The sequence below is a fragment of the Tenacibaculum tangerinum genome (assembly GCF_029853675.1).
Taxonomy (GTDB): Bacteria; Bacteroidota; Bacteroidia; order Flavobacteriales; family Flavobacteriaceae; genus Polaribacter; species Polaribacter tangerinum_A.
In genome coordinates this window covers 436,607-463,591 of the sequence record NZ_CP122539.1, presented here as the reverse complement: position 1 = coordinate 463,591, position 26,985 = coordinate 436,607, and the positions used below count along the sequence as shown (strand labels likewise).

Genomic DNA, 26,985 nt, shown 5'->3' with positions numbered 1-26,985 from the left:
GGTATTCAATATATAAGGTTATTTTACCTCTTTGTAATGGTCGTCCCAATTTTTAGGATGCGGTTTTCCTAATTTTCCTACAGATTTTGCTACTAGTGTAGAAACGGTTGCATCACCCGTTACGTTGATAACTGTTCTACACATATCTAGCGGTCTATCAACTGCAAAAATTAATGCCAAACCAATAGCTAATTTATCTGCTGGAAAACCAACTGATTCTAATACGATGACCAACATTACCATTCCTGCACCCGGTACGGCTGCAGAACCTATGGAAGCCAATAGTGCAGTTAAAATAATAGTAAGCTGATCTGCAAAGGTCAAATCAAAACTCAAAGCTTGCGATATAAAAACTGCGGCAACCGCTTGGTATAGACTCGTTCCGTCCATATTTATGGTAGCTCCTACGGGCAATACAAAACTCGATACTTCTTTATCAACTCCAATATGCTCTTCTACACGTTCCATCGTAACTGGTAGTGTTGCAGCACTCGAACTTGTAGAAAATGCTAACAATTGTGCTGGACTAATTTGTTGTAAGAACCACATTGGATTTTTCTTGGTAAAAACACTTATTAATACCATGTAAAAGATTATAAGAATTAAGAGTCCTCCCACTACTGTTAGTGCATATTTTAATAAAGCCAATAACAAATCTGGGTCGTTAGAAGATACCACCACATTTGCTAACAAAGCGAATACTGCATAAGGAGCTGTTAGCATAATTAAGTCTACCATTTTTAGTACAACTTCGTTCAATGAATCAAAAAATTGTTTTAATGGTTTTGCCTTCTTCTCTCCTACCAATAGTATCGATATTCCTAAGAAAATAGTAAAGAAAATTACTTGTAGCATTGCTTTGTTATTGCTCATTGCCTGCATCGCATTATCAGGCACCATATCTTCTAAAAATTGAAGCGGTCCGCTTTGTTTTTGCCTACTAGCTTCGGCTATCTTTGCTTGCACCCCTTCACTATTGGCATAATCTGCTGTTAATTTGGTTATGGTTTCTTCAGAAATCCCATTTCCTGGCTGTACTATATTAACGAGTATTAGTCCAACTGTTATAGCAATTACAGTAGTACCTATATATATCAATATCGTACGTAACCCTATATTTTTAAATTTAGAAATATCTTTTAAGTCTGATATTCCTTTAACCAAAGATGCGATAATTAAGGGTACGGCTATGAGTTTTAATAACTTTACAAAAATAGTCCCAAAGGGTTTTATCCAATCAGAAACAAATGAAGCTCCGTTATCTATAAAGGTCATTCCTAATCCAAAAAGAATACCTAAAACCATTCCTATTAAAATTTGCCAGTGTAGTGCAATTTTCTTCATATAATTCTATCCGTTTTTTAAGAGGCTGTAAGGTAAAAAGAATTATTTAAAAAAGTGACCGGTTATTTCCTTCTTGTGTCTTATCTTTAGAAACTAAGTACTAACCTTATTAAAATTATAAAAATGACAGGAATTTTAGACTTATTAAATAGTGATGCAGGTAAAGCAATTATATCAGGAGTTGCAGGATCAACAGGACAAGATACTAGTAAAACTAGCAGTGTATTAACCATGGCGTTACCCGTTTTGATGAAGGCAATGCAACGTAATGCATCTACTCCGAAAGGAGCTGAGGGACTAATGGGCGCTCTTGATCAACATGATGGAGGTATTTTAGATAGCCTTGGTGATTTATTTCGCGGTGGCGTTGATGAGGAAGTAAGGCAAGATGGAGATAAAATTTTAGGGCATGTATTAGGCGATAAAAAACACGGAGTAGAAAAGGTAATAGGACAAAAAGCTGGAGTAGACACCAGTGTTGTAGCCGATATTTTAAAAACAGCTGCTCCTATTTTAATGGGTGTTTTAGGAAGACAAAAACGTGAAAACAATGTTCGAGGTGCTAGTGATTTAACCGGATTATTAGGTGGTTTACTGGGCGGAAATTCTACTCAAAGAGAGCAAAGCTTCTTAGAACAAATTTTAGATGCTGATGGTGATGGAAGTATTGTTGATGATGTTGCTGGAATGGTTCTAGGAAATAGCAGTAGCAGTCAACAAAAATCAGGCGGTCTGTTGGGAGGACTACTAGGTGGTATTTTTGGAAGAAAATAGTTTAGAAAACTTTATAAATATAAATAAAGAGGCTGTTTTATTTTTTAAAACAGCCTCTTTTTATGCTCAAAGCCCTTTACAGCTTATTTTTCAAACTCTGTTATTGTTTTCTTAATAATACGAATACAATCTCTTAATTCTTCTTCATTCATTACCAATGGCGGTGCAAAACGAATGATGTTACCATGTGTTGGCTTTGCTAACAATCCATTATCACGTAATTTAATACAAATATCCCAAGCTGTAGAGCTATCTTCTGTATCGTTGATTACAATTGCATTTAATAAGCCTTTACCTCTTACTAAAGAAACTAACTCATTTTCTTTGGCAAATTCGGCTAACTCTTGTCTAAAAATCTTTCCTAAGCGATCGGCATTTTCTGCTAATTTTTCATCTCGAACTACCTCTAAGGCAGCTATTGCAACTGCAGCCGCAACAGGGTTTCCTCCAAAAGTAGAACCATGATTCCCTGGCTCAATTACATTCATAATACCATCGTTTGCCAGTACCGCAGAAACTGGATATGCTCCACCACTCAATGCCTTTCCTAAGATCAAAACATCTGGTTTTGCCTCAGGACTTCCAGAGCAATTTTTATCCTCACATGAACAATTTCCGCAGGTAGCTAATAATCTACCCGTACGTGCAATACCCGTTTGTACCTCATCTGCAATAAATAACACATTGTGTTTTTTACACAAAGCTTTTGCAGCTGCTAGGTATCCTTCAGAAGGCACATATACACCCGCTTCTCCTTGAATAGGTTCTACCATAAAACCTGCAATATTGTCGTTACTTTCCAAGGCTTCTTCTAAAGCTTGTAAATTATCGTATTCTATTTTTATGAATCCTTTAGTAAATGGTCCAAAGTTTTTACGCGCTACTGAATCACTTGAAAACGAAATAATGGTGGTTGTTCTTCCGTGGAAATTATTTTCACAAACAATTATTTGCGCCTCATTTTCTTCAATTCCCTTAATTTCATACGCCCATTTTCTACATATTTTCAACGCAGTTTCAACCGCTTCTGCCCCTGTGTTCATTGGCAATAATTTATCGAAACCAAAGTATTCAGTTGCAAATTTTTCATACCTCCCTAACATATCGTTATAAAACGCACGAGATGTTAATGTAAGAGTTTGTGCTTGGTTTACCATTGCTCCAACAATTTTTGGATGGCAATGCCCTTGATTTACCGCTGAATAAGCTGATAAAAAATCATAGTATTTTTTCCCTTCAACATCCCACACATATACTCCCTCTCCTTTACTTAATACTACAGGTAGTGGGTGGTAGTTATGTGCTCCGTATTTGTTTTCTAAGTCAATCGCTTGCTGCGAAGTTAATTGGTCTAAAACAGCCATTTTAATATTTTTTTTAAATGTGAATAAAATAACCATTCCTTGTCTACCTTTATCCTTTCGAAAGCTCGAAAATTCAGCGTGGGAAAGAAATCATCCCTAAAAACGTGCAAATTAATAAATAAATGAGCATAACAAAAATTGTATTGAGTTAAATATTAAGTGACCATGTTTGTATTTTTGTGTCTAAACAGAAAAATACTAAACTTTTAATTATGAAAAAACTTTCAATTATATGCTTATTCGTTTTTATAGTTGTAGGCTGTAAATCTACCTCTGTAACAAATACAAAGCTTGATAACAAAACTGAGCGAATGCTAAAAGGGAATTGGACCATTACTGCGGTTAACTTTTCTGGTTCTAATTACTTAGCCGTAAATTCTTTCAATGTAGAAGACTCTAAGTGCTTTATTGGTAGTAACTGGAGTTTTGTTTCAAATAACAATGAAGGAGAAATGAGTTTAAACAACCCTAGTACCGATTGTAAAGACTTTAGCTCGCCAATTACTTGGTATGTTAATACTGACGGAAACTTTATTTTAAAAATCATCGATAGCCACAAGGCAAAAGATGTAAATAGCGGTTATATTTTAAAATTAAACAATGTAACAGAAAATAGCTTTGACTTAATTGACAAAGTAAATGTTGCAGGAAAAATAGAAGACATAACATACTCATTTCAAAGACAATAATTAACAAATACATTATGAAAAAATCAATCATTTATAGTTTATCAGTTTTATTTTTAGCAGGAACTATTTTTACTTCATGTAAATCTATTGAGAATGCTAACAACACTCAAAAAGGTGCTGCTATCGGTACTACTGCCGGTGCTGTGATAGGTGCTGTTATTGGAAACAACGTAGGTAGTGGAAACAACTCTGAACTTGGTGCCATTTTAGGAGGTGTTGTTGGTGGTGTTGCTGGTGGTGTTATTGGTAATAAAATGGACAAACAGGCCCGTGAAATTGAAGAAGCATTGCCTGGTGCAGATGTTGAAAGAATCGGAGAAGGTATCAAACTTACTTTGGGCGAAAACGCGATTCAATTTGCTACGAACAAAGCTACTTTAACTGCCACTGCACAAGCTAATTTAGACAAATTAGTTCCTGTGTTTAAAGATTACGAAAACACTAATATTGTAATTTATGGTTACACAGACAATACCGGTGCTGTTGATTACAATCAAATGCTTTCTGAAAAAAGAGCTAACTCTGTAAGAAACTACTTAGCTAGCAAAGGTTTAGACGGTAGTCGTTTTCAAACAAAAGGAATGGGAATTGAAGATCCTATAGCTACAAATGATACTGCTGAAGGAAGAAGTCAAAACAGACGTGTTGAATTTGCCATTGTAGCGAATGAAGAAATGATAGAAGAGGCTAAAAAAGAAGCAGGTAAAAACTAAAAAACAATTCGTTATCCTGAATATACGTTACAGTTATTATCAGGATTAAAACTATAAAATCTCTCAACGAACAGCTGTTTGTTGAGAGATTTTTTCTTTTGATTTATATTGTTAATCCATTTGTTTACTAGCCTTCAGTTTTCAAGAAGCAAGATATTTTTTGGTATGTAATGAACAAGATTTAATCTTACAAATCGTTGTCATTTTCTGTCGTTTAAGTTTTGCCTGAATACACCTTCAAAATCATATACTTTTTCGAGCAGAAACCTTCTTTTTTACAATAATGACGTTAATGTTTTTTTATCGATTTTTGAGAGTTTTTATACATTTCAACTCGTGAAAAAATATTTTTCTCAAGTCTGCCTTAAAATTACGAAATCATCAAAATAAATACAATATTTTTTATTTTCATTAATACAAGCTATATGTTTACTTCATATTTTAAATAATATTTAATAAATAAGGATTTTTATTTTTCAAAAACCATGATAATTATCATTTTTACTCAACTATTTTAATCCGAAATTTGTTATAGAAATAAATAAAAAAATGAAAAAAAGTAAGTTTATAATATGCAATTTGTTGTTGGTGTTTTCTTTCGCATGGCAAGTAAATTCTCAACAATTTCAAATAGACAAAACTAAGTCTATTATTACGGTTTCTGGAACTTCTAGTTTGCATGACTGGGATGTGACAACCAAGACATTTGATGGAGAGGTAAATGCAGTAACTGAGGAAAGTTTTAACATTAACCATTTATTCATAAAGATAAAGTCTACATCTTTAAAGAGTGGTAAAAAAAGTATGGACAAGAACACGTACAAAGCTTTAAAGACAAAAAAACATGAATTCATAACCTTTACAATGACCAAAATGAATTCTATTACTCCTCTTGAAGACGGCAACTATCGCATGAAAGTATCTGGAGATTTAGAGGTAGCAGGACAAAAACGTTCTATATTAATTACCTTCTTAGTGTCAAAAAACCAAGATGGCATTGGCATTATAGGTAGCAAAGTAATACATATGACAGACTATGGTATAGAGCCTCCAAAAGCTTTATTGGGTGCTATAACCACAGGCGATCAAATAACTATAAAATTCAATACAAAATTTAAAACAGAACAATCATGAAAAGTAATTTTAAAATAGCATTAGCAGTATTAATGGCTTTATTTGTCTTACCCCTTAGTGCACAAAAAAACAGGGATTTAGATAATTACAGACAGCCAGACAAAAGAGGTATCAACGTTTTTGAAGCTCCAAAATCAACAGAATCTACCTTTGATGGTGTTAAGGTAAGAATAGGTGGTTCATCATCACTTCAATTTCAAGCACTTAACCACGAAAATTCAGGAATCGTTCCTCTTAAAGAGATTGGTGACAACTTTAACTTAGCCACTGCCAATTTAGATTTGGATGTTGCATTGTATGACGGTATAAGAATGCATTTAAGAACATACCTTTCTTCAAGACACCATCCAGAGCCTTACGTAAAAGGAGGTTATATTCAATTTGATAAATTAGAGTTCATAAAAGAAGGTTTCCTTGAAGATTTTATGCAGTATGCTACCTTAAAAATAGGTCATATGGAAAACAATTATGGTGATGCACATTTTAGAAGATCTGACAATGCGCAAGCTATTTACAATCCATTTGTTGGAAACTTAATTATGGATGCCTTTACAACAGAGGTAGGTGCTGAATTATACTATCAAAGAAATGGTTTTATTGGAATGATGGGTGTTACCAACGGTAAATTAAACCAAGGTGTTGATAATCCTGGTACTGGTGGTGCGTCTTTTATAGCGAAACTAGGGTATGACAAACAGTTTGATAATGATTTACGCTTCAGACTTACAGGTTCGATTTATAACACAGGTTTTGTAAGAAATAGTTATTTATATAGTGCAGATAGAGCAGGTTCTAGATATTATCTAGTTCTTGAAGATGACGAAGCTTCTGCTAGATCTAACTTCAGATCTGGTCGTTATAACCCTGGGTTGAGAAATCAAATCACTGCCATCATGATCAATCCTTTTGTAAAATATAAAGGACTTGAATTTTTTGGAACTTTTGAGACTGCCAGCGGTAAAGCTGATAGCGAAGCAGAAGAAAGAACAGCGACCCAGTTTTCTACTGAGTTAATCTACAGATTTGGTAATGATGAAAAATTCTTTATCGGAGGTCGTTATAATAAAGTAGATGCAGAAGATAGAAGTGAAGGTGAAATTGAAATTTCTAGATTCCAACTTGGAGCAGGTTGGTTTATGACTAAAAATATTCTAGCTAAATTTGAGTACGTAAATCAAAAACACGATGGCTATGACACTACTAGTATCTTTAACGATGCTAAGTTTAATGGTATCATGTTTGAAACTGTAATTAGCTTCTAATAAGTACAAAACTTTAAAACCTCATATTCAACTTCATGAATATGAGGTTCTTTTTATTATTTTATTATATTTGCAGTAACTAAATACTTGAATCTTATGAGATTGTTAGTTACCTATTTAAGTATTTTACTCATCCCTTTTTTAACAACTTCGAAATCTACAACCGTAGTTATTTCAAACGACAGTAAGCTTACTATCTTAGGTTATACCAATATTAATACTTTTGAATGTCAACTCGACTTTCAGTTTGTAAACCCTACACTAGACGTTGGGTATGAGCAGCGTGGAAAAAAGATATCATTTCGAAATGCCAACTTAAAAATAGCCAATTCATGTTTTGATTGTGGAAAGAAAATGATGAACAAGGACTTTCTAAAACTTCTGAAAACCAAACAATATCCGAACATTGAAATTTTGTTGAACGAGATAGATTTAATAAGTCAACAACAGGCACTTGCAAGAGTACAACTAAAAATTGCTGGCAGAAAAAAAGAAATTACCGTACCCATAAAAATTAGTAATGAACAACACCTTTCTGTTCAGGGTTGTATGGATGTAAAACTTAGCGACTTTGAGTTAGAAGCACCGAGAAAAATGTTAGGTTTAGTGGTCGTATCTGATGCTATTGAAATACACTTTGACTTAAATATTAAAAACAAAGAGATTAAGAAAAATTGATTTTCTTTGTACGTTTTAAACCTTCTTTTTTACAATAACTTCCTTTCTAAAACTTGCTTTGCGGGTATTCATACTCATTTCAACACAGTGTAATCTTGCAACTCGTTTAATTGTTTATACACTAAAACTTCAATAATTGTTGGCTCTGAAGTGCTAAACTAGCATACAGCTATAATCAAATTTTAGTAAATTTATCTCAAAACCAAAGTTATAACTACACTTCAAAACAGACCTAAGCGTCCGAAAAATAAGGGCAGCGGTCAAATTTTTAAAAATCCTTTTTTAGAACGTTTGACCAAAACTCATATTGCTATTCCACTAGTTATATTTAGTGTAATCTCTACATGCCTTATTTATTATGGCATCATAGAAAAAGGATTTACTACTCCCGAAATGATTATACTATTTTTTGCAGGTTTATTCGTATTTACTTTAGTAGAATACCTTATGCACCGTTATGTATATCATATAAAACCTCATACCCACACCATGGAAGATATGAGTTACAAAATGCATGGGGTGCATCACGATTATCCAAAAGACAAAAAGCGTTTGGCTATGCCCCCTATTTTAGCCTTAATTTTGGCTACTCTCTTTTTTATCTTATACAGGGTAATTTTAGGAGACTTAGTCTTTGGTTTTTTGGCAGGGTTCTTAATGGGATGTACGATTTACTTAACTATTCACTATAGTGTTCACATTTTTAGAGTACATAAAAAATTTTTAAAAACATTGTGGTATCATCATGCTGTACACCATTACAGACAACCAAATAAAGCTTTTGGTGTCTCCTCTCCTCTTTGGGACTATGTGTTTAATACCATGCCTAAACTGAGAACCGAAACAAAAGAAGGCCAGTTTATTGACGATTAAATAGTGATTTAAAGTACTGTTTATCTATAAACCCTCAGATTACTCTACTACAAAACAAGATAAACGGTTACTTATACGGCTATTCATTCATTGAATTATCCATCTAAGTAACCGTTTTTACTTTATGATAAAATGTCGCTTTATCCTTCAGAAAATAGAGCGCTTAATTTATTGATTTCCTAAAATAATCGGCATTCCGCTTTTACCAGAACCAATAATAACCACCTTACTATTATTAGAATTTGCCAATCGATTGGTCGCTTCTATACCTTTGTCTTGTAAAATTTTATCGGTTAACGAAGCACTTAAAATTCTGTTGGCATCTGCCTTTCCTTTGGCTTCAATAATTTGCTTTTCTGCTTCTTTTTGAGCTGTTACCAATCTAAACTCGTATTCTAAAGACTCTTGCTCTTGCTTTAATTTACGCTCAATCGCCTCTTTAATGGTTGGCGGTAAGGTAACGTCTCTCACTAAAACCTCATTTAACTGAACGTATTGTTTCTCTAAAATTTTCTTGGTTTCTAAAAAAATTTCATCCTGAATGGCATCTCTTTTACTAGAATACAGTTGTTCAGGTGTGTAGCGACCAACGACACTACGAGCCGCTGAACGAATAGCAGGTTGAATAACACGCTGCAAATAATTTTCTCCTAAAGTCTGGTGCAAATTTCCTAGATCCTTGTAAACGGGTTGGTACCACGCAGAAGCATCAATTTGAATTTCTAATCCGTTAGACGATAACACCTTCATTTTTTCAAAAAGTTCTTGTTGTCGTACTTCATATACGTGAACTTTGTTCCAAGGAGCAACGATATGAAATCCTTCTCCCAATGGTGGTTGGTCGGTTACTACCCCTCCACCAAAGGTTTTATACAGTACTCCTGCTTGCCCTGATTTGATGGTCTCGGTTGATTTTGCTATAAAAATTATTAAAATTATTGCTACTGGAATGAGCATTCCAAACTTTGGGAATTTAAGTTCTACTTGGTTTCTTGTCATTATTTCTGTGTTTTATACCCAAAGGTACAACTAAATTTCAAGAACCACAGTTTTTATAGGAGCACTCTTTCGATGCAAACTCCAATTCAAGAGTAATATGTTCTAGGTGAAAATCATCATGCAACATCTGTTTCACACGCTGCTTAATTTCGTCGCCTTTTTCCCAAGATAGCTCTTTATCTTGTATTACAATATGAGCTGTAAACACATGGTACTCGCCGTCCATTGTCCATAAATGGGAGTCGTGAATACTTTCAATTTCTTTCATTGAAACTATTTTTTGTTGAACTTCATTTATAGAAATATTCTCTGGGGTTCCTTGCAATATAATTCGCAAACTTTCTTTTATGTTTTTGTACACGTTATATAAAACAAAAGCAGCGATGGCGATTGATAAAACAGGATCTAGCACAGGAACATCCCAAAACTGCATAACAATACTCGCTAACAACACAACCACCCAGCCTAGTACATCTTCTAATAAATGTAAGGAAACTACTCGTTCGTTGATTGAGGTTCCCTTTTTTAGCCTTAACACCGCAGCTCCATTTACTATAATTCCTAGAACCGCTAACCACATCATTCCTTTGGCATCAGCATTTTCTGGATGTAGTATTCTCGGAATTGCCTCTTTAATAATAAACACCGAACCTATAACTAATATTATTGAGTTGACGATGGCTCCTAAAAGAGAGAATCTTTTATATCCGTATGAATAGGTTTTAGTCGCCTTTTTGTTAGATTTTTTTTGAAAGTACCACGATAAACCTAAACTTAAACTATCTCCTAAATCATGTAAAGCATCAGACATTATTGCCAAGCTATTGGTATAAAAACCTCCAATAAATTCAATAATTGTAAACCCAAAATTTAAAAAGAAGGCCACAGCAATATTGCTTGTAGAATTTCCGTGTGAGTGTTGGTGATGGTTATGCCCCATGTTTTTATAAGTTGACTCTAAATGTATAAAAAAGATGCAAAAAGGGACGTTTTAAACTCCCCTTTTTTATAATTTTACTAAGATTCCTGTATTAAATACAAATCCATCAGTCGGCGCCCATATATCTGTTAAACTAGGATTGTTATGAGGTGGTTGGATCATTTCTTGATAATTTTGCTGCTTGGTATCGGTAAAATTTTCAAAATTTGCATACAAACTAATTTTTCCAAATGTTCGCATTGCCATGAAACCCATCGTCCAAAAGTCGGGTGTTTGTGTAAGGTCATTTCTTAACTGCGAACTTTTGTAATAGGCTTCATAACCTATTCGCCAGGTACCGTGTACTTCGTACATTAACACGCCTCCAAAACTGTGCTTAGGGGTTAATGCCTTTTGATTCTTATTAATTTCGACATTATTATACGCGTAATTGGTAAACAGTATAAAATCTTTATACTTTAACTTTAAATTGGTCTCTGCTCCATAACTATTTAACGGGCTATTGGAATTTACAAACTCATAATTCGTAGCATTTTCTTCTAACAACAGTGCATTTTTTACTTGTGTGTAAAAAACTAATTGATTGAATGACAACGATACATTATCGTTTAAAATTTTGGTTTTGTAATTAATATCTGCATTAAAACCTACAGAAGTTTCGGGTTTAAAATTTGAGACATTAATAGGCATTACATTTTGATACGAACGCAATTCAGCATCTTCTGTAAAAATAGTAGGTATTTTATATCCTAAGCCTCCTCCTATTCTACTCGATACGTTATCGTTATACTTTATAAATAAAGAGGCTCTGGGTAGCACAAAAACTCCGTAATGGTCGTTATAATCTGTTCGTAAACCGCTTTCTAGTGTTAAACTTTTGGTGAGTCTCCAGTTATTTTGTGTAAATGCCCCAACAGTAAACTGCTCATAACTTCTATCTAGGTTTGTAGTTGGTTTTTCTATAAAATTTTCAGTAATCATATTTCCTCCTAAAACCCAATCGGAAGTCGTGTTATACCAGTTGTATGTTGCTTCTGTAAAACTAGCCCATTGCTTTCCATCAAACTCGTAATCTGATAAGGCTAAATTTCTTGTAAAGTAGCTGATGCTATTTTTAAAATGAAAACTTTTTTCTTCTGAAATATCATTTGTATACGAAAGTTGTGTCGAGTAGCGTTCTGTTTTATTTTTTTCATAAAAACCATTTTCTAATGATGTATTTCCTGCTATAACATCCATAGCACCACCAGTGCGATTTTCTAGAGTTGTGCCAAAATTTAAACGCCATTCTTCTTGTTTGCTAGGATAGTAAAATATTGACGGATTTATCGTTACACTTCGAACTTTTGGAATGTCTGAAAAACGATCGTCGTTTACATCGGTTGCTTGTTGCCTATTTGCTGAACCGTATAGCGTAACTCCAAACCTATCGAAACGTTCACTATAAAAAGCGTTTAAGGTGCTTCCGTTACGAGAAGTCTGGTCGAACATGAGGTTCATTTCTCGTTCGTTTTTTGGTTTTTTAGAAACTAAATTTACCAAACCCGCAATAGCACCGCCACCGTATAATGTTGACGAGCTTCCTTTTATAATTTCTACCTGTTGTAAATCTAATGGTGGAATTTGCATAATGCTCAATCCGCTTGAAAAACCTCCAAACAATGGAAATCCGTCTTTTAGCAATTGCGTAAACCGACCATCCAATCCTTGAATACGAATGCTTTGATTCGCTGAATTGGCAGAGGTTTGTTGCATTTGTATTCCTGTACTCTCGCGTAAAAGCATGGCAATGTTTGATGAATTCATAAATGCTTTTTCTGCTAATTCTTCAGAAGATATAACCTCTATTCTAGTGGGTATTTCTGCTATGGACCGTTTACTTCTTGTCGACTGTATAACGACGGTTTCTAAAGACTCTTCATCTTCATGGAGTTCTACCGTGATTTGAGTTTTGTTCGTTGGAAACTGCATTGTTTTTTCAATCGTTTCAAACCCTATAAATGAAATTACCAACGTTTGTGTTCCGTTAGGTATGGTAGTGATTTTTGCAATACCCTTCAAATTTGTTTCGGCGCCTAAGCTGGTGTTTTTTATATATACCGAAGCTCCAATTATCGGTTCTTTTTCGTCAGAAATTACTTTAACTTCTATTGAATTTTGTGCTTTTATTTGAATAGCTGATAGCACCATTACTATCGCTAAAACTATATTTTTAACCATTTATTTCTTTTAAATTGATGATATAAATTTATTAAGTTGACGCTTTTTTCAAAAAAAGGATGCAAAAATTACAACTCTCTTTCTAACCTGTCTTTCACATGTTCGATTTTTGTCTTACCATGTGCTAAAGGTTTTCCGTCTTCGTCTAAACTTACCATGATAATTTTATCAATGGCAATAATTGTTTTTCGGGTTATTTTGTTACGGACTTCACAGTTTAAGGTAATAGAGGTTCTTCCAAACTTTACCACGTCGATTCCTATTTCAACAATGTCTCCTTTTTTTGCTGAATTAACAAAATCTATTTCAGACATAAACTTGGTTACAGTTTTCGGAATTTCTAACTGTATAATGGCATACAAGGCTACTTCTTCATCAATCCATTGTAGTAATCGTCCTCCAAAAAGGGTGCCGTTGGGGTTTAAATCTTCTGGTTTTACCCATTTGCGTGTATGAAATCTCATAGTACTCATTGTTCTATATTGTTCGCTTCAAAAGCTACCAAATCATTATTTATAAAAGTAAACGTTATTTGTATGGGATTGCAACACACCTCACAATCTTCTACATAGGTTTCGGATGTGCTAGCGTCTAATAACATGGAAATTTCTTCCCAACAATACGGACATTGAAAAAAGTGTTCGTACATCATATTTTACCGTGATATTTTCTGATAAACCATTCGATTGAGAGTAAAATTATAATCAATACTAACAACCATTTCCAGTCTACTAAGCTTTGTTTCTTCGTAATAGCCTTTTGCGTAGTGTAAAAAGAGGCATGCTTCTGTAAATTTTTTAATAAATTATCAACTTTATCAACATACATAACAGTTCCCCCTGTTTTTGTTGCCAGTCGTTCTAATTTTTTAAAATTGGCATTGGTAAATTGTTCTTCTATCTGATATTCTTCTATTTTAAACCTACCTGAGCTTCGTATATTTTGATTCTTTACAGTAACTGAATATTCATATTCTCCTGAAGGCAATCCTTCAACCGCAACTTGGTACGAGTTATTAACTAACGAAAAAGGAATGCTTCTTTTCGCCTCTGTTTGTAAGTTAGTTAGCGTTAGCTCTAAAGATGCTCTGCTATCAAATTGATAGTTTTTATCTACATAAAATGCACTGATGTTTATAGGTTCATTGGCAGCATACAATCGTTGCGCTTTTACATCTAAACGTCTTCTCTTTTTAGTAGAGGCTAAATACTGCACCAAGTTTCCTACAAAGGTATCAAAGCTTTCAAAGTTTTGTTCTCTTAAATAGCTCGCTGCTCTCCATTTCCAGATACCTTCGCCAAAAAGAAGGGCATACTTTTTATCGCCTTCTTCGATGTTTGATAATAGCGGTTGCGTGGTTTCTACTCCTGCAAACTTTTGACTCAATAAACTTTGAGATTCTTTTTTTACTTGTACTTCTCCAAACGCATCTTTTAGTGGTGGAAATTGCCCAAAACCAATATCTTCTTGATAAAAAGTTAAAAAATCTGGATTGTAAATAGCGGTGTATTCTTCTTTTTGATTGATGGCTCTCTTTTGAACTCCTAAATTTTGACTATTCAAAAAATTCCAATCTGTCTTCGTACCTGAAATCAGTAAAAAATTAGATTCTATTTTTTCTAAAACTGATTTGAAATAACTATTTGGCTGGTACAACACAAAAAACTGATACGCCTCTAAATCTATAGTTGTATCGTGTATCAACGCAATGTCTACTTTGCGCTGTTTGTTACTCTCAATCGCTTTTTTTAACGCACCCAAATCGGGATGTAAAAAAGAGCTTAGCAACAACACTTTGGTTTGCTCATCTAAAACTTCAACTGAAAAATTTTTATAATTATTCTTCGTGTTTTTTTCATCAGCAATTTTACTCACCGAAGCTGTGTAATAATGCACCCCTTTGGCATTCGATACCAAATCGGCAGTAACAGTTTGCACGGGATTTTCTGGTGAGAAACGTAGTTTTTTCGAAAATACAATACTCCCATTTTTTGTGATAGAAAAAGTAGTATTCACAGCTTCTTTTCCCTCATAATACAGCAATGCTTCTACTGGAAACTTGTTTTGAATATAACTGTACTTATTTGCGTTTACTTGTGAAATTTGTATGTCTTGGTATCGAATTGTATCTCCTAAAACTAACGGAAATATTTTATTGTTCGTTGATGAAAACTCATAATCATTTCCTTGGGTTTGGTTTCCATCAGTTACTAAAATGGTAGCGGCATTTTTAGCCTCATTCAATTCGTTAACAGCCACTATTGCTTTGGAAATGTCTGTTTGTATTTCGTTAAAAGACAAACTATCTAACGTTTGCACCTCTTTTCCGAAGGAAAAATACTGTACGTTAAATTTATCTTGAAGCTCTTGGTTATTTTTTATTTTTGATACGACTTCTCGAACCCTGTTTTCTTCTTTAAAAAACTGAGTTGATAGCGAATTATCTACCAATACAGATAGTACTGGTTTGATATTTTCCGTTTCGACAGTGGTAATTTTTGGATTGATTAGTAGCAACCCTATAAAAAAAAGACTGAGTGCTTTTAGGCTAAAAAGCAAAATGTGTACTTTCGGGGTTCTTTGTACTTTATAGAAATATTGAAAAAAAGCGATGGCTACGCTTATAAATACGGCTAATACAATATAAATGATAGTTGTTGATTCCAAAAAGCTACTTTTAATATGTGAAGATAAAAATATCTCACAAATAAAATACGTTTTTCTTGTTTTTCATTAATGTTTTGAATTGTGAAGGGATCAGTTATCGATTATTAAACGAATCGTCATAACGAGGAGCGATAGCAACGTAGTCATCTCATTTAATTTGCCAGTATCTTTTTTGAGTTGTTAGTGCTTAGTTTTGGGTTATTAATTACCATTTATCAACAAATCAACTCACTCATTAGCTCATTAACTCATTTACTCATTAGCCCATTAATTCATTCGCTCATTAACCCATTAATTCATTAACTTATAGTGGTTGGTTTGGGTTTTGCTTCAAACATTTTAAAGAAAAGCATCGAAGCGATGTTTCGTGCTCTTTCTTTGGCTTCATGGGCTTTTTTTCCTTCAAAAAGTTCATCAACTGTTTCAAACCACAACTGTAGCCAACGTCCGAAGTGTTCTTGGTAGATTATATAGTCGAAATTACTGTCAACATCTTTGTGCGCTTTCATGGGGTTTCCTTTAAACTTTCTGACAAAAAACAAGTTTGTTTCCCAAAAATCGGTAAGTTTTTGCAAATGGCTTTCCCAAGTGTCAGCTGGAATTGTTTTCAAAAAGATCGGACCTATAAAATCGTCGTTTTTAATTTTATTGTTATAAAAGGTTGATACTAATGTATACACATCTTCTCTATTTTCTATGTCTCTTTTTTCCATTTTACAAATCATTATTACAATACGTTACAAAAGTATATCTTTTTGTGATTGTAATACCATTTATAATTTATGACTTATGGAATTCTGTAAGAATTTATTCACCCTTTGTAGGCTTACCGAAAAATAGGATAGTTGTGAATTCGAATTTACTAACATTAAAATCAACCAAATAAGATTATATGTATCTTTAGACTATAAAACACCGAATATGGTATATTTCGTAAAATCAATTTTTAACCTGTAGCCATATTTCAGGACTAGACATTTAAGGAATGAACGAAATTTCAGGAGAAATAGAACAAATTTTCTACAAAGCTTATTTTGAAGCGGATTATCTGTTGGATTTTGAGAAATGGATTTATGAGTCAACGGAGTTGGAAAAAAATTGAAAGCGAATTCATACTTTGAATTCCTTTCCTTTAATTACAAACAAAACGATACTTTTTAGAATTTAAAAAACTAATTGAAAGCGAAATAAATAAAGGTCAAATTGAAAAGTGGAGAATAACGAAAGACCTATTAAATGCAAAAAACAGAACTCAAGATTATCCAGAATCAATTAGGAATATCTATTGGATGTATTGCTACTATGGATACGACTTTTTAGATTGTGTCGCGCATCCCTACGGATTGCACGCAGATCAAATTTTTATGTATTTTGAAGCAGAAAGTTTTGATGATTTACCAGAAAATACAAAACAAGAGTTTATATTGAATTGCTATCCCAATATTATAGACGAAATTAATAGAGTTTTAAATTGGCTGAAAAATGAAGAAATTATTCTTACCGGAAAAACTGATAGAAATGGTAAATTAAAATATATTGACAACCGGATTGATTTAGAAAACAGTAATTTGAAAGCTGAAAAAGACATGATTAAGAAAATCAAATGGTGGCAATTTTGGAAACAAACAACGTACTAAAAAAAAGAACTGAGGTAAAAAACAACTAAATTTTATACTTTTTTAGCCTAACCTACTTTGATAGTTTATATCATAAGGTAAAACACCTTTTACAATTGCAAAGGTTTGTTTTAACAACTTATTACATACAGCTATTAAACATGAAATATTTGAAAAATAAATAAATTTTCTATCATAAATTCAGATGGAGATAAATTCTAAATGTTAATAGAATAAAAGACGACAATTCATTTGTTTTAGATAATTATTGTATTGCTCCTAAAGAACTACATCAAGAAATTCAAAAAGAAAGTGAAATTGGCAATCATGATCCAAATGATTTACATTTTTAGGTAGTATTTTACCAGAAACCAAAGATTTGATTTTGGCTAATATGAATATTTTGAATTTATATTACGCTGAACATAATCACTCCAAAGAGACTCTCGAATCAGATGAATAATATACTGTAAAGGATATCTAAAGGTGACCTCATCGGGCTTTTTCTAATCCTTTCCATTCTCTATCAATGAATCCTTTTCTACGTATAAGAATTCGGCAACTTCTATCAGATGCTTAATCACATCATTTACATTGTCATTGTCATTTACCAAGGAAGAGGCCATTTCTACCGTAATCAAATTTTTTCGTATCAGCTTATCGATTGATTTACTGCTTTGATTTCTTGCCTCTTTGGCTTCCTTTTTAAGTTTAAGGAGTTTGGCATAATATTGCTCTCTTCCTGTTTCATCTTGTGTTCTAAATAAATAAATTGTACGAAGTACTTTGACTAATTTCTTACGAAATTTATTGTACTCATTGGCCATATGTTCGTTCTCAGAAAATAGATATTGAGAGACATTTCTATTTAACTCTCTTACGTCGCGAATAATTTCAACCATTAATCGATTTGCAATCTTTATTTGAGATATTCGGTCATTTTGACTTTTTGTGATTTGTAAGGTACTTTGCCCTGTAGTTGCATACCGTATAATTTCTCCATAAATAGATTTCACTTTTCTGTAATACATATCTCGAACATCTGTCTTAAAATCTTCTTTAGATTTTTTGACAATCTTTTTAGCTCGCAAATCAGATTTTATATCTTCTCTATGAATGTTTAATCCATGGGTAACAATTTCAAATATGGCGTTTTCATACAGGTATTTAGATTCATTAACCAACGACACTATCAAGGTCTCTGGGTATTTCATTACTGTCTTACTCAAAAACTTTGGCTCATCAATTTCCTTCTCAGATTTTATCTGGGCAGGAACTAATCTTTCTACGATGCGAGCAATAGGCTTAATAAACCATACCAAAAGAAAAGTATTTGAAACATTAAAAGTGGTATGAAATAGAGATAACGCAACAGGGATAGCTGCTGCACTTAGGTAAGGTGATTCAGAACCTGTCTGAGCCACTAACCATTCAATAAATTTTAAGAAAGGATAAAACAATACCAAAACCCAAATAACCCCTAAGACATTAAATATTAGATGAGCCCTTGCAGTTCGCTTTGCGTGATAGTTAGACACTACAGCAGCTAGATTTGCAGTAATAGTGGTACCAATATTTTCTCCCAAAACCATCGCAGCGGCCAGAGGAAAAGGAATCCAACCCTGAGCTGTCATGATTAACGTAATCGCCATAGTGGCACTTGAAGATTGGATAATTATGGTTAATAAGGTTCCTATAAATAAAAACAAGAGAACAGACCAAAAGCCCAAATCGGTATACCTCGTTAAAAACTCAAGAATATCAGGATTTTGTTTAATATCAGGTACCGCATCTTTTAAAAATTGTAATCCAATGAATAAAATGGCAAATCCAATAATAAACTCTCCCCAATTCTTCATATTTTCTTTCTTAGAAAAAGTGAAGGCAAAACCCAATCCGACCAGGGGCAATGCGATTGAACTCATACTGACCTTAAACCCAAGGAGGGTAATTAGCCAAGCGGTAATAGTGGTCCCAATATTTGCGCCCATTATAACGCTTATTGATTCGGTTAGTGTCAAAAGAGACGCATTTGAAAAACTAACCACCATCAGGGTAGTAGCAGAGGAAGACTGAATAATTGATGTGATAAAAAACCCGGTGGATATCCCCAAAAACCTATTGGAAGTCATCGTCGCCAATATTTTTCGCATCTTATCTCCCGCTAGTCTCATAAGTGCATCGCTCATCACCTTCATTCCAAATAAGAAAAGGCCTAATGACCCAAAAAGTTGTAGAATATCGTAAAATCCGTAGTTCAAATCTGCCTTTATTTAATGTTATGTTAATGTAAATATAAAGTAAATTAATTGTAATCATGAAATCGTTTTCACAAAAGGCACAGATCCCTACCTAGAGAAGGCGTTAGAAAACTTAGAAAATTATTAAATGATGAGTTTAACAAAGCCTAACTTAAAGTTGGTAAAGATTTAGAAAAATGGAAATCCGAAAAACATTTTACCTCTTGGTTGGGTTTAGCACCAAAACAGCATAATTCAAAAAAAGAAATAGTGATTACAAATCAATAGGAACTCCAAAGGCAGGATTAATATTTAAAAAGACTGCGATAGGATTACTCAATAGCAAGCACATTGAACTGGGTGTCTTTGGCAGAAAAATACTTTCTAAAAAATGAGGCTTTTTGCTGTAAAAACAGTAGCAATAAAGTTAGCAAAATTATATTGGGAACTATTGGTTAAAGGATTAGATTATATGGAAAATAGAATTAAAAATATCAACAAAAAATGTTGAACAAAAAAAACATCCTTTAGCAGAAATGCAAAATAACTAGGTTTTGAAGTTGTTGTAAATAACTGATTATGTTTAACCTCAATGGTAAATACAATAGACCAAAATACGAAATAATAAACCATAAATAGTATTACAAGAAATATGAACTAACTGTATCGTTGTTTTAAGAAATGATACTTAACTTCGTTTTAAGAATAAAGTTATCAAAGCTTCTATGTCGCATACTCTATATTAGGTATACGCTTTTAATCATCGCTCTTTTTCTAAGCATAATTTTGTCATAGATGTGTATAAGATGTATTTTACGTTCTTTTGAATTTTAGTCATTATAGTCCCAAATTCATTGCTTTGATGTCCTTATTTCTTAAGAATGAGCTGAGATAATCTTTGCGAATACTAACAATTTTTCTTTTTTAGGAATAGACAGATTACAAAAAACACCTACTCTTTAAAGTTTAAGCTGTTTTTTAAAGCGCATATTAAAAAAGCGACCAAGTGGTCGCTTTTCTTATGTAATATACGAGTTATACTGTTATTGTATACTTTCTAATCGTTCTCTTAATAATTCAGGGTCTTGTAGTGCATCCCAACCAAAGAATAAAATCATTCCTACCATAGTAATTATATATAATGAACTTAAAATAACACCAATAATAGCCAAAATCTTACCAATTTTAACATTATTGATTCCATCATATTCATCTGGGTTTTCATTATATAAAGCTGTTGCCTTTTTAGCTAAAACTAAAGCAACAATACCAAGAATTAATCCAATAAAGCCATAACAACAGCATCCTAAAATTGAAATGATTCCTAATACTAAAACACCTGTAGAATTTGGTAACTTTTGTTTTTCCATAGTTTTTCTAAAGTTTAAATTAATTGATTCATTTTTATAACATAACTACTCACAATGATAATTATATTAATGATGGCCAATATACTGATTATTTTTTGAGCATATTTTACTTTGTAGAAGAAGTTTATACAAACAACAAGAGCTAACAGTAGCAGGGTGTATATCGCAGGGTACATTTTAAAAGCAGCGACAAATTCCCCATGAAGAACCAAATTCAAAGCACGTTGCATGCCACAACCCAAACAATCTACTCCAAAGAGTTTTTTGTTTAAGCAGGGTAACATATAATCTTCTAATTGTAACGGCATAAACTGTTATTTAAACAAGTCCATTCCAGGAATGTTAGGCATTCCGCTTTTAGCGGCAAGGGCTAGTTCTTGTTCGTTAATTTCACCAGCACGTTTCAGAGCTTTGTTTAGAGCTACAATTAAATAATCTTCTAGCTCTTCTTTATCTTCTAATAAAGATTCATCAATAGAAATAGCTTTAATTTCACGATTAGCAGTCACCGTAACTTTAACATTCCCGTTAGCCACTGCTTCGTCAATTAAAACGGTATCTAATCGTTTTTTTGTCTCTTCTACTTTTTGTTGGGCTTCTTTAAGTTTGCCCATCATTCCAGAAATATCTCCGAACATCTTTGTATTGCTTTTATGATTTAGTTAGCAACAAAAATAGTATTTTCACAAGAAATATAAATCAACTTAAAAAAATGAAAAAAATAATGCTTCCTGCTTTGTTTTTTAGTCTTATTTTTGGTTCTTGCAAAAAACAAGAGATGACGAAAGATACAAAAGCACCAATTGCTGAAAAACAACCCACTAACTTAGAGAAACACGGAGATATTCGTGTAGATGATTACTTTTGGATGCGTTTAACAGATGCCCAAAAAAATGCAAAAGTAAAAGATGAACAAACCCAAAAAGTATACGATTACCTGAATGCAGAAAATGCCTATTATGAAGAAATGACCAAAGAAACAACAACGTTTCAAGAAATGTTGTTTCAAGAAATGAAAGGCCGCATAAAGGAAGATGACGAGTCTGTACCCTACAAAAAGAACGGATATTTTTACATCACTCGTTACGAAAAAGGACAACAATACCCTATTTACAGTCGTAAAAAAGAAACTTTAGAGGCTGAAGAGGAAATCATGTTTAACGTAAACAACGAGGCAAAAGGATATGATTATTTTCAGTTAGGCGGATTAACTATCTCTCCAGACAACACAATGGCAGCTTTCGCGACCGATACCGTAAGTCGTCGTCAATATTTCATCAGAATTAAAAACCTAGAAACAGGTAAAATTTACAAAGATGTTATTGAGAACACTACAGGGAGTTCGGTTTGGGCAAATGATAACAAAACTTTGTTTTATGCAAAAAAAGACCCAGTAACCTTACGTTCTTCAAAGATTTACAAGCATACTTTGGGTTCTGATGCTGCTTTAGATGAATTGGTATACGAAGAAAAAGACGATACGTTTGGGGCATTTGTAACCAAATCAAAATCAAAAAAATACATCATTGTAGGCTCTTACAGCACGGTTTCAAACGAATACCACGTACTAGAAGCCGATAATCCTAATAGTGAGTTAAAAATTATCCAACCTCGTGAACGCGATTTAGAATACGATATCGCACACTACGGAGATCACTTTTATATTAAAACCAATAAAGATGGGGCAACGAACTTTAAGTTGATGAAAACCCCTGTAGATAAACCAGGAAAAGAAAACTGGGTAGATGTTATACCGCATAGAGAAGACACCCTGTTTGAAGATTTCTCAATTTTTAAAGACTATATAGTTTTAGAAGAAAGAAACGAAGGATTGAATAAAATCCGTATCAAACGTTGGGACGGAACCCAAGATTACTATTTACCTTTCGATGAAGAAACCTATTCTGCAGGAGTGTATGGAAATCCTGAGTTTGACACTGAAGTCATTCGGTATTCCTACAATTCGATGACAACTCCAAGTTCGGTGATTGATTTCAATATGAGAGACCAATCAAAAGAAATCAAAAAAGAGCAAGAAGTTTTAGGAGGAAAGTTTGATAAAAACAATTACATAAGCAAACGTATTTGGGTACCCGCACGTGACGGAAAAAAAGTAGCCTTGTCTATTGTCTATCATAAAGATACCAAGCTTGATAAAAACACACCCGTATTACAATATGCCTATGGTTCTTACGGATACACCATAAATGACGGGTTTTCAACCACACGTTTAAGTTTATTAGACCGTGGCTTTGTATATGCATTGGCACACATTAGAGGAAGTCAGTATTTAGGACGTGACTGGTATGAAGATGGTAGAATGCTGAATAAGAAAAATACTTTTACCGATTTTATTGACTGCTCTAAATATCTAATTGATAACGGCTACACCTCACCTCAACATTTATATGCCATGGGAGGCTCTGCTGGAGGTTTGTTAATGGGAGCTGTTATCAATATGAATCCTGAATTATACAACGGTATAATTGCTGCAGTACCCTTTGTAGACGTTATTTCTACTATGTTAGACGATAGTATTCCATTAACAACAGGAGAGTATGACGAATGGGGAAATCCAAATGACAAAGAGTACTACGACTATATTAAATCGTATTCTCCTTATGATCAAGTTGAAGCGAAAGCGTATCCAAACATGTTGGTTACTACAGGCTTACACGATAGTCAAGTTCAGTATTGGGAGCCCGCAAAATGGGTTGCCAAACTACGAGATGTAAAAACAGATAACAACTTATTATTCTTGCATACCAACATGGAAGCAGGTCATGGAGGAGCTTCAGGAAGGTTCGATGCTTTAAAAGAAACAGCAGAAGAATATACGTTCTTTTTAATGTTAGAGGATAAGTTAAAAAAATAATTATATTTTTGCGCTCGATTGAGTGTAAGTGTCATTGCGAAAGCAACGAGCAATCTCAACAGATTTTTCGTGTCCGTATTTCGTAATGACACTTTTCTTATTTAAAAACTATAATGAAGAGACATCAAGGTATAACCAATTCGATAATAGATTTAGTAGGTGAAACCCCCATGATTCAACTGCACCGAATTACTAAAAACTTACCGGGTACCTACTATGCAAAACTGGAAGCCTTTAACCCTGGGCATTCTGCAAAAGATCGAATTGCTTTACACATCATAGAAACGGCTGAAGAAAAAGGAATTGTAAAAGAAGGCGATATTATTGTAGAAACTACTTCGGGGAATACAGGGTTTTCATTAGCTATGATAAGTATTGTAAAAGGTTACCGATGTATTTTGGCCGTGAGTGATAAATCTTCAAAAGATAAAATAGACATGCTAAAGTCGATGGGAGCAGAGGTACACGTATGCCCTGCAAATGTTCCTCCTAACGACCCTCGCTCGTATTACGAAGTAGCCAAACGATTACACCGAGAACATTCAGGGTCTATTTATATCAATCAGTATTTTAATGAATTGAATATAGAAGCCCATTATAAGACAACAGGACCTGAAATTTGGGAACAAACTAACGGGAGCGTAACTCATGTAGTTGCTGCAAGCGGTACAGGAGGCACGATTTCTGGAACAGCGAGATATTTAAAAGAGCAAAATCCTGATATAAAAATTTTAGGAGTTGATGCCATGGGGTCTGTCATTAAAAAATATCATGAAACAGGAGAGTTTGATGCCAATGAAATTAGTCCGTATAAAATCGAAGGATTGGGTAAAAACTTAATTCCCACGTCTACCGATTTTGATGTGGTTGATGTATATGAAAAAGTATCGGATAAAGAAGCTGCTTTAAAAGCCAGAGAATTGGTAAAAACAGAAGGAATTTTCGCTGGGTATACCTCAGGAGCTGCACTACAAGCTACACAGCAATATGCCGATAACGGATTTTTTGATAAAGACAGTGTAGTCGTAGTGATTTTACCTGACCACGGTTCTCGTTATATGAATAAAATTTATTCCAACGATTGGATGAAAGAACAAGGGTTTTTAAGTTAATTTTTACCTTTTGCGATTATATTTGTGCATGTTTTTTGACTTGATTAACCATTCAAGATAAACTTTTTTTAGAAACGCAGAAGGTTTTAGAAAAACAAATCATTAAAATCAAAATAGGCATTATGAACAGCAAGATTCCTGTTATTTAAAGAAATCAGTAAAATACGTACAGAAACCCCTGTAAGTTACTGGAGTTTTTTTTATATTTGAGTATGGAAAAGGACTTACATATCACTTTTGAATACCAAAAAACGAATAAAACGAACTTATTTTTTAGGCTGTTGAGTATCGTTTTAATCTTAATTTTTCTCTGTAATCCTTTGTATGAACTTGTAGATGTTTTTAGGAGGGAGTATATAACAGTTTGGTGTTGCATGATTCCATGTCCTTCTGATTTTTATGGTTATTTTTTTATATAAGTGGATTTATTCTCACAATTTGATGATGTTCATGTAAACCTACTTCCGAAAGACGGAACAGTACAGTACTACGGAATGGTGTTGCCAAAAAAAGAAGCAGATGCATATTATGAAGCGTTATTGAATTCTATTGAGTGGCGCAATGACGAAGCGATTATTTTTGGAAAACGTGTGGTAACCAAACGGAAAGTGGCTTGGTATGCCGAACAAGCTTTTGAATATTCCTATTCTAACATCACTAAAACAGCCTTACCCTTCACTAAAGAATTAGTAGCGTTAAAAAAATTAGTGGAACATGAGACCAACGAAACCTACAATTCTTGTTTACTAAATTTATACCACGATGGTTCAGAAGGTATGGCATGGCACAGCGACGGCGAAAAAGATTTAAAAAAGAACGGAGCCATTGCTTCGGTAAGTTTAGGAGCAGCAAGACGTTTTGGTTTTAAACACAAACGAACCAAAGAAACAGTATATAAAGTGTTAGAACACGGTTCGCTGTTAGTTATGAAAGACGAAACCCAAACCCATTGGCTACACCGATTACCACCCACCAAAAAAGTTCACCGACCACGTATAAACTTAACATTTCGCACGATTGTGGGGTAGGGTTGGATTCAGCGCGGTGTAATCCATTAATTCTAAATTATTTAGCTTCTATTAATGATCTTTTATTCGTCTTTAATTTGAAGCCATTCTTTATAAGTGACAACTCGCTTCTCTTCATTAGGCATAGTCTTGCCTGATAAAACACCTATGAATTCAAGATAATTTCCATCAGGATCGGTGAAGTATATTGATACTGCTGGCACCCAACAAAAAACCATGGGTTGTTCATTATCATTTTGTAGAAAATTCCAGTAGTTTAAGTTGTGAGATTTTAAGAAATCAATTGATTTATTGATTATCCATTCTGGGTCACATTGAAAAGCAAAATGTCTTAAACTAATTTCATCTTTGGGCTTTTCCCATAAACCGAGCATTGCTTGTTTATCTTTTCCAATCCAGAAAAAGGCTATTCGTCGTTCTTCATCATATCTACATTGTTTTAATCCAAGTATTTCAGTGTAAAATTCAATTGAGTTTTCTAAATTCTCAACATCGAGGTGAGTTTCATAAAGTCCTTTAATCATCTTTCATTTTTATTTTACGATTACAACATTATCTAAGAATATGATTTCGTATTAATAAATTATATCACAAATAGCTAAGATAATAGTTTAAATTAAAAATCAATATAAATCTAAATTTTAGTCAATTCATTAATCATCAGTCATAATTCAAAAACCTACTTCACTTCTTTATAAAAAGTCAATTCATATTCTGGCAACAAATCTTACTGTGTGATATTTATCAAATCTTTAAGTACCAAATCGGGTCGTACAGGTGATAATTCATAATACACCAAACCACCTGTTTCACCTGCTACCACTAGTCTCCAAGACTATTGGGGAACATACAGCATCAAAAAACACTACCTTATAAAACCTTTATCATCTATTTCTAAAACTGTAAAATCATCATGTTAGTTGCTGGCACTTGAACAGTAGCAATATAGTTCTATATCTTTATTTTCTCTACAATAATTAACACTTTCTACTAGTACATCAAAATAAACTTGTCTTGTAAAAGCATCTATCCAATTTACCGTAGCAAAAGACACAAAATACAACCCTGATTTATTATGAAATTTATA

The 26,985-nt window shown here is 33.5% G+C and carries 25 protein-coding genes and 1 pseudogene; 12 read left to right on the top strand and 14 right to left on the bottom strand.

The features are described 5' to 3' along the window. Nucleotides 1–18: 18 nt before the first annotated feature. Nucleotides 19–1,344 carry a dicarboxylate/amino acid:cation symporter gene (locus tag P8625_RS01995; protein ID WP_279651832.1) on the bottom strand — a complete coding sequence of 442 codons (1,326 nt, stop codon included), beginning with the start codon at nt 1,342–1,344 and terminating at the stop codon, nt 19–21. A 123-nt stretch (nt 1,345–1,467) separates the two neighbouring features. On the opposite strand from P8625_RS01995, the gene P8625_RS01990 reads away from it, so the two are divergent. Next, on the top strand, nt 1,468–2,118 hold the full coding sequence (locus P8625_RS01990) for a DUF937 domain-containing protein (protein WP_279651831.1): 651 nt from the start codon (nt 1,468–1,470) through the stop codon (nt 2,116–2,118). Nucleotides 2,119–2,201: 83 nt separating this feature from the next. On the opposite strand, the gene rocD is transcribed toward P8625_RS01990, so the two are convergent. Next, entirely contained in the window at nt 2,202–3,482 is a 1,281-nt protein-coding gene (gene rocD / locus P8625_RS01985) for an ornithine--oxo-acid transaminase (RefSeq protein WP_279651830.1), read from the bottom strand. Nucleotides 3,483–3,694: 212 nt separating this feature from the next. Between rocD and P8625_RS01980 the strand changes: the two genes are divergently transcribed. From P8625_RS01980 to P8625_RS01955, 6 genes are all read left to right on the top strand, one after another. After that, a complete protein-coding gene (locus P8625_RS01980; protein ID WP_279651829.1) occupies nt 3,695–4,171 on the top strand; it encodes a lipocalin family protein in 477 nt (158 codons plus the stop codon). A gap of 14 nt (nt 4,172–4,185) precedes the next feature. Continuing rightward, nucleotides 4,186–4,884: an OmpA family protein gene (locus P8625_RS01975; protein ID WP_279651828.1), complete on the top strand. Its 699-nt coding sequence runs from the start codon at nt 4,186–4,188 to the stop codon at nt 4,882–4,884. 549 nt (nt 4,885–5,433) lie between these two features. Further along, complete coding sequence (locus tag P8625_RS01970; protein ID WP_279651827.1) at nt 5,434–6,018, top strand: YceI family protein; 585 nt, start codon at nt 5,434–5,436, stop codon at nt 6,016–6,018. Then, a complete protein-coding gene (locus P8625_RS01965; RefSeq protein ID WP_279651826.1) occupies nt 6,015–7,280 on the top strand; it encodes a hypothetical protein in 1,266 nt (421 codons plus the stop codon). Before P8625_RS01970 ends, P8625_RS01965 begins: the two co-directional genes overlap by 4 nt. Nucleotides 7,281–7,376: 96 nt before the next feature. Continuing rightward, the gene (locus P8625_RS01960) at nt 7,377–7,958 is read left to right on the top strand and encodes a YceI family protein (RefSeq protein ID WP_279651825.1); all 582 of its coding nucleotides are present in this window, start codon (nt 7,377–7,379) and stop codon (nt 7,956–7,958) included. Nucleotides 7,959–8,351: 393 nt separating this feature from the next. Continuing rightward, nucleotides 8,352–8,831, top strand: a complete 480-nt coding sequence (locus P8625_RS01955; RefSeq protein WP_279651824.1) for a sterol desaturase family protein — start codon at nt 8,352–8,354, stop codon at nt 8,829–8,831. A 168-nt stretch (nt 8,832–8,999) separates the two neighbouring features. Here the strand turns inward: P8625_RS01955 and P8625_RS01950 are convergent, their stop codons facing one another. From P8625_RS01950 to P8625_RS01920, 7 genes are all read right to left on the bottom strand, one after another. Beyond that, nucleotides 9,000–9,830: a prohibitin family protein gene (locus P8625_RS01950; RefSeq protein ID WP_279651823.1), complete on the bottom strand. Its 831-nt coding sequence runs from the start codon at nt 9,828–9,830 to the stop codon at nt 9,000–9,002. A gap of 37 nt (nt 9,831–9,867) precedes the next feature. Further along, nucleotides 9,868–10,770 carry a cation diffusion facilitator family transporter gene (locus tag P8625_RS01945; RefSeq protein ID WP_279651822.1) on the bottom strand — a complete coding sequence of 301 codons (903 nt, stop codon included), beginning with the start codon at nt 10,768–10,770 and terminating at the stop codon, nt 9,868–9,870. A gap of 66 nt (nt 10,771–10,836) precedes the next feature. Then, nucleotides 10,837–12,990, bottom strand: coding sequence for a TonB-dependent receptor (locus P8625_RS01940; RefSeq protein WP_279651821.1), 2,154 nt, complete (start codon nt 12,988–12,990; stop codon nt 10,837–10,839). A 68-nt stretch (nt 12,991–13,058) separates the two neighbouring features. Further along, complete coding sequence (locus tag P8625_RS01935) at nt 13,059–13,454, bottom strand: acyl-CoA thioesterase (RefSeq protein WP_279651820.1); 396 nt, start codon at nt 13,452–13,454, stop codon at nt 13,059–13,061. 5 nt (nt 13,455–13,459) lie between these two features. Continuing rightward, nucleotides 13,460–13,639 (bottom strand): CPXCG motif-containing cysteine-rich protein, encoded by a 180-nt coding sequence (locus P8625_RS01930; protein ID WP_279652902.1) that lies wholly within the window; start codon nt 13,637–13,639, stop codon nt 13,460–13,462. After that, the gene (locus P8625_RS01925; RefSeq protein ID WP_279651819.1) at nt 13,639–15,657 is read right to left on the bottom strand and encodes a vWA domain-containing protein; all 2,019 of its coding nucleotides are present in this window, start codon (nt 15,655–15,657) and stop codon (nt 13,639–13,641) included. The genes P8625_RS01930 and P8625_RS01925 overlap by 1 nt, the downstream gene beginning before the upstream one ends. Before the next feature lie 299 nt (nt 15,658–15,956). Beyond that, nucleotides 15,957–16,370 (bottom strand): group III truncated hemoglobin, encoded by a 414-nt coding sequence (locus tag P8625_RS01920; protein ID WP_279651818.1) that lies wholly within the window; start codon nt 16,368–16,370, stop codon nt 15,957–15,959. A 576-nt stretch (nt 16,371–16,946) separates the two neighbouring features. Between P8625_RS01920 and P8625_RS01915 the strand changes: the two genes are divergently transcribed. Further along, nucleotides 16,947–17,294 carry a hypothetical protein gene (locus P8625_RS01915; protein ID WP_279651817.1) on the top strand — a complete coding sequence of 116 codons (348 nt, stop codon included), beginning with the start codon at nt 16,947–16,949 and terminating at the stop codon, nt 17,292–17,294. A 485-nt stretch (nt 17,295–17,779) separates the two neighbouring features. On the opposite strand, the gene P8625_RS01910 is transcribed toward P8625_RS01915, so the two are convergent. Beyond that, nucleotides 17,780–19,534: a Na/Pi cotransporter family protein gene (locus tag P8625_RS01910; protein WP_279651816.1), complete on the bottom strand. Its 1,755-nt coding sequence runs from the start codon at nt 19,532–19,534 to the stop codon at nt 17,780–17,782. A 171-nt stretch (nt 19,535–19,705) separates the two neighbouring features. On the opposite strand from P8625_RS01910, the pseudogene P8625_RS16325 reads away from it, so the two are divergent. Next, a pseudogene (locus P8625_RS16325) lies at nt 19,706–19,801 on the top strand (hypothetical protein); the annotation flags it as partial. A gap of 755 nt (nt 19,802–20,556) precedes the next feature. On the opposite strand, the gene P8625_RS01905 reads toward P8625_RS16325, so the two are convergent. From P8625_RS01905 to P8625_RS01895, 3 genes are read right to left on the bottom strand one after another with little or no spacing between them, the layout of a single operon-like run. Further along, complete coding sequence (locus P8625_RS01905; protein WP_279651815.1) at nt 20,557–20,883, bottom strand: CCC motif membrane protein; 327 nt, start codon at nt 20,881–20,883, stop codon at nt 20,557–20,559. A 14-nt stretch (nt 20,884–20,897) separates the two neighbouring features. Then, nucleotides 20,898–21,191, bottom strand: coding sequence for a DUF2752 domain-containing protein (locus tag P8625_RS01900; RefSeq protein WP_279651814.1), 294 nt, complete (start codon nt 21,189–21,191; stop codon nt 20,898–20,900). A 6-nt stretch (nt 21,192–21,197) separates the two neighbouring features. Then, entirely contained in the window at nt 21,198–21,521 is a 324-nt protein-coding gene (locus P8625_RS01895; protein WP_279651813.1) for a YbaB/EbfC family nucleoid-associated protein, read from the bottom strand. A gap of 74 nt (nt 21,522–21,595) precedes the next feature. On the opposite strand from P8625_RS01895, the gene P8625_RS01890 reads away from it, so the two are divergent. The 3 genes from P8625_RS01890 (at nt 21,596) to P8625_RS01880 (ending at nt 25,898) form a co-directional block, all read left to right on the top strand. Then, nucleotides 21,596–23,758: a S9 family peptidase gene (locus P8625_RS01890; protein ID WP_407704756.1), complete on the top strand. Its 2,163-nt coding sequence runs from the start codon at nt 21,596–21,598 to the stop codon at nt 23,756–23,758. Nucleotides 23,759–23,871: 113 nt separating this feature from the next. After that, a complete protein-coding gene (locus tag P8625_RS01885; RefSeq protein ID WP_279651812.1) occupies nt 23,872–24,870 on the top strand; it encodes a PLP-dependent cysteine synthase family protein in 999 nt (332 codons plus the stop codon). Nucleotides 24,871–25,289: 419 nt separating this feature from the next. Further along, complete coding sequence (locus P8625_RS01880) at nt 25,290–25,898, top strand: alpha-ketoglutarate-dependent dioxygenase AlkB family protein (protein ID WP_279651811.1); 609 nt, start codon at nt 25,290–25,292, stop codon at nt 25,896–25,898. A 62-nt stretch (nt 25,899–25,960) separates the two neighbouring features. On the opposite strand, the gene P8625_RS01875 is transcribed toward P8625_RS01880, so the two are convergent. Beyond that, on the bottom strand, nt 25,961–26,422 hold the full coding sequence (locus P8625_RS01875; RefSeq protein WP_279651810.1) for a VOC family protein: 462 nt from the start codon (nt 26,420–26,422) through the stop codon (nt 25,961–25,963). Nucleotides 26,423–26,985 lie beyond the last annotated feature (563 nt).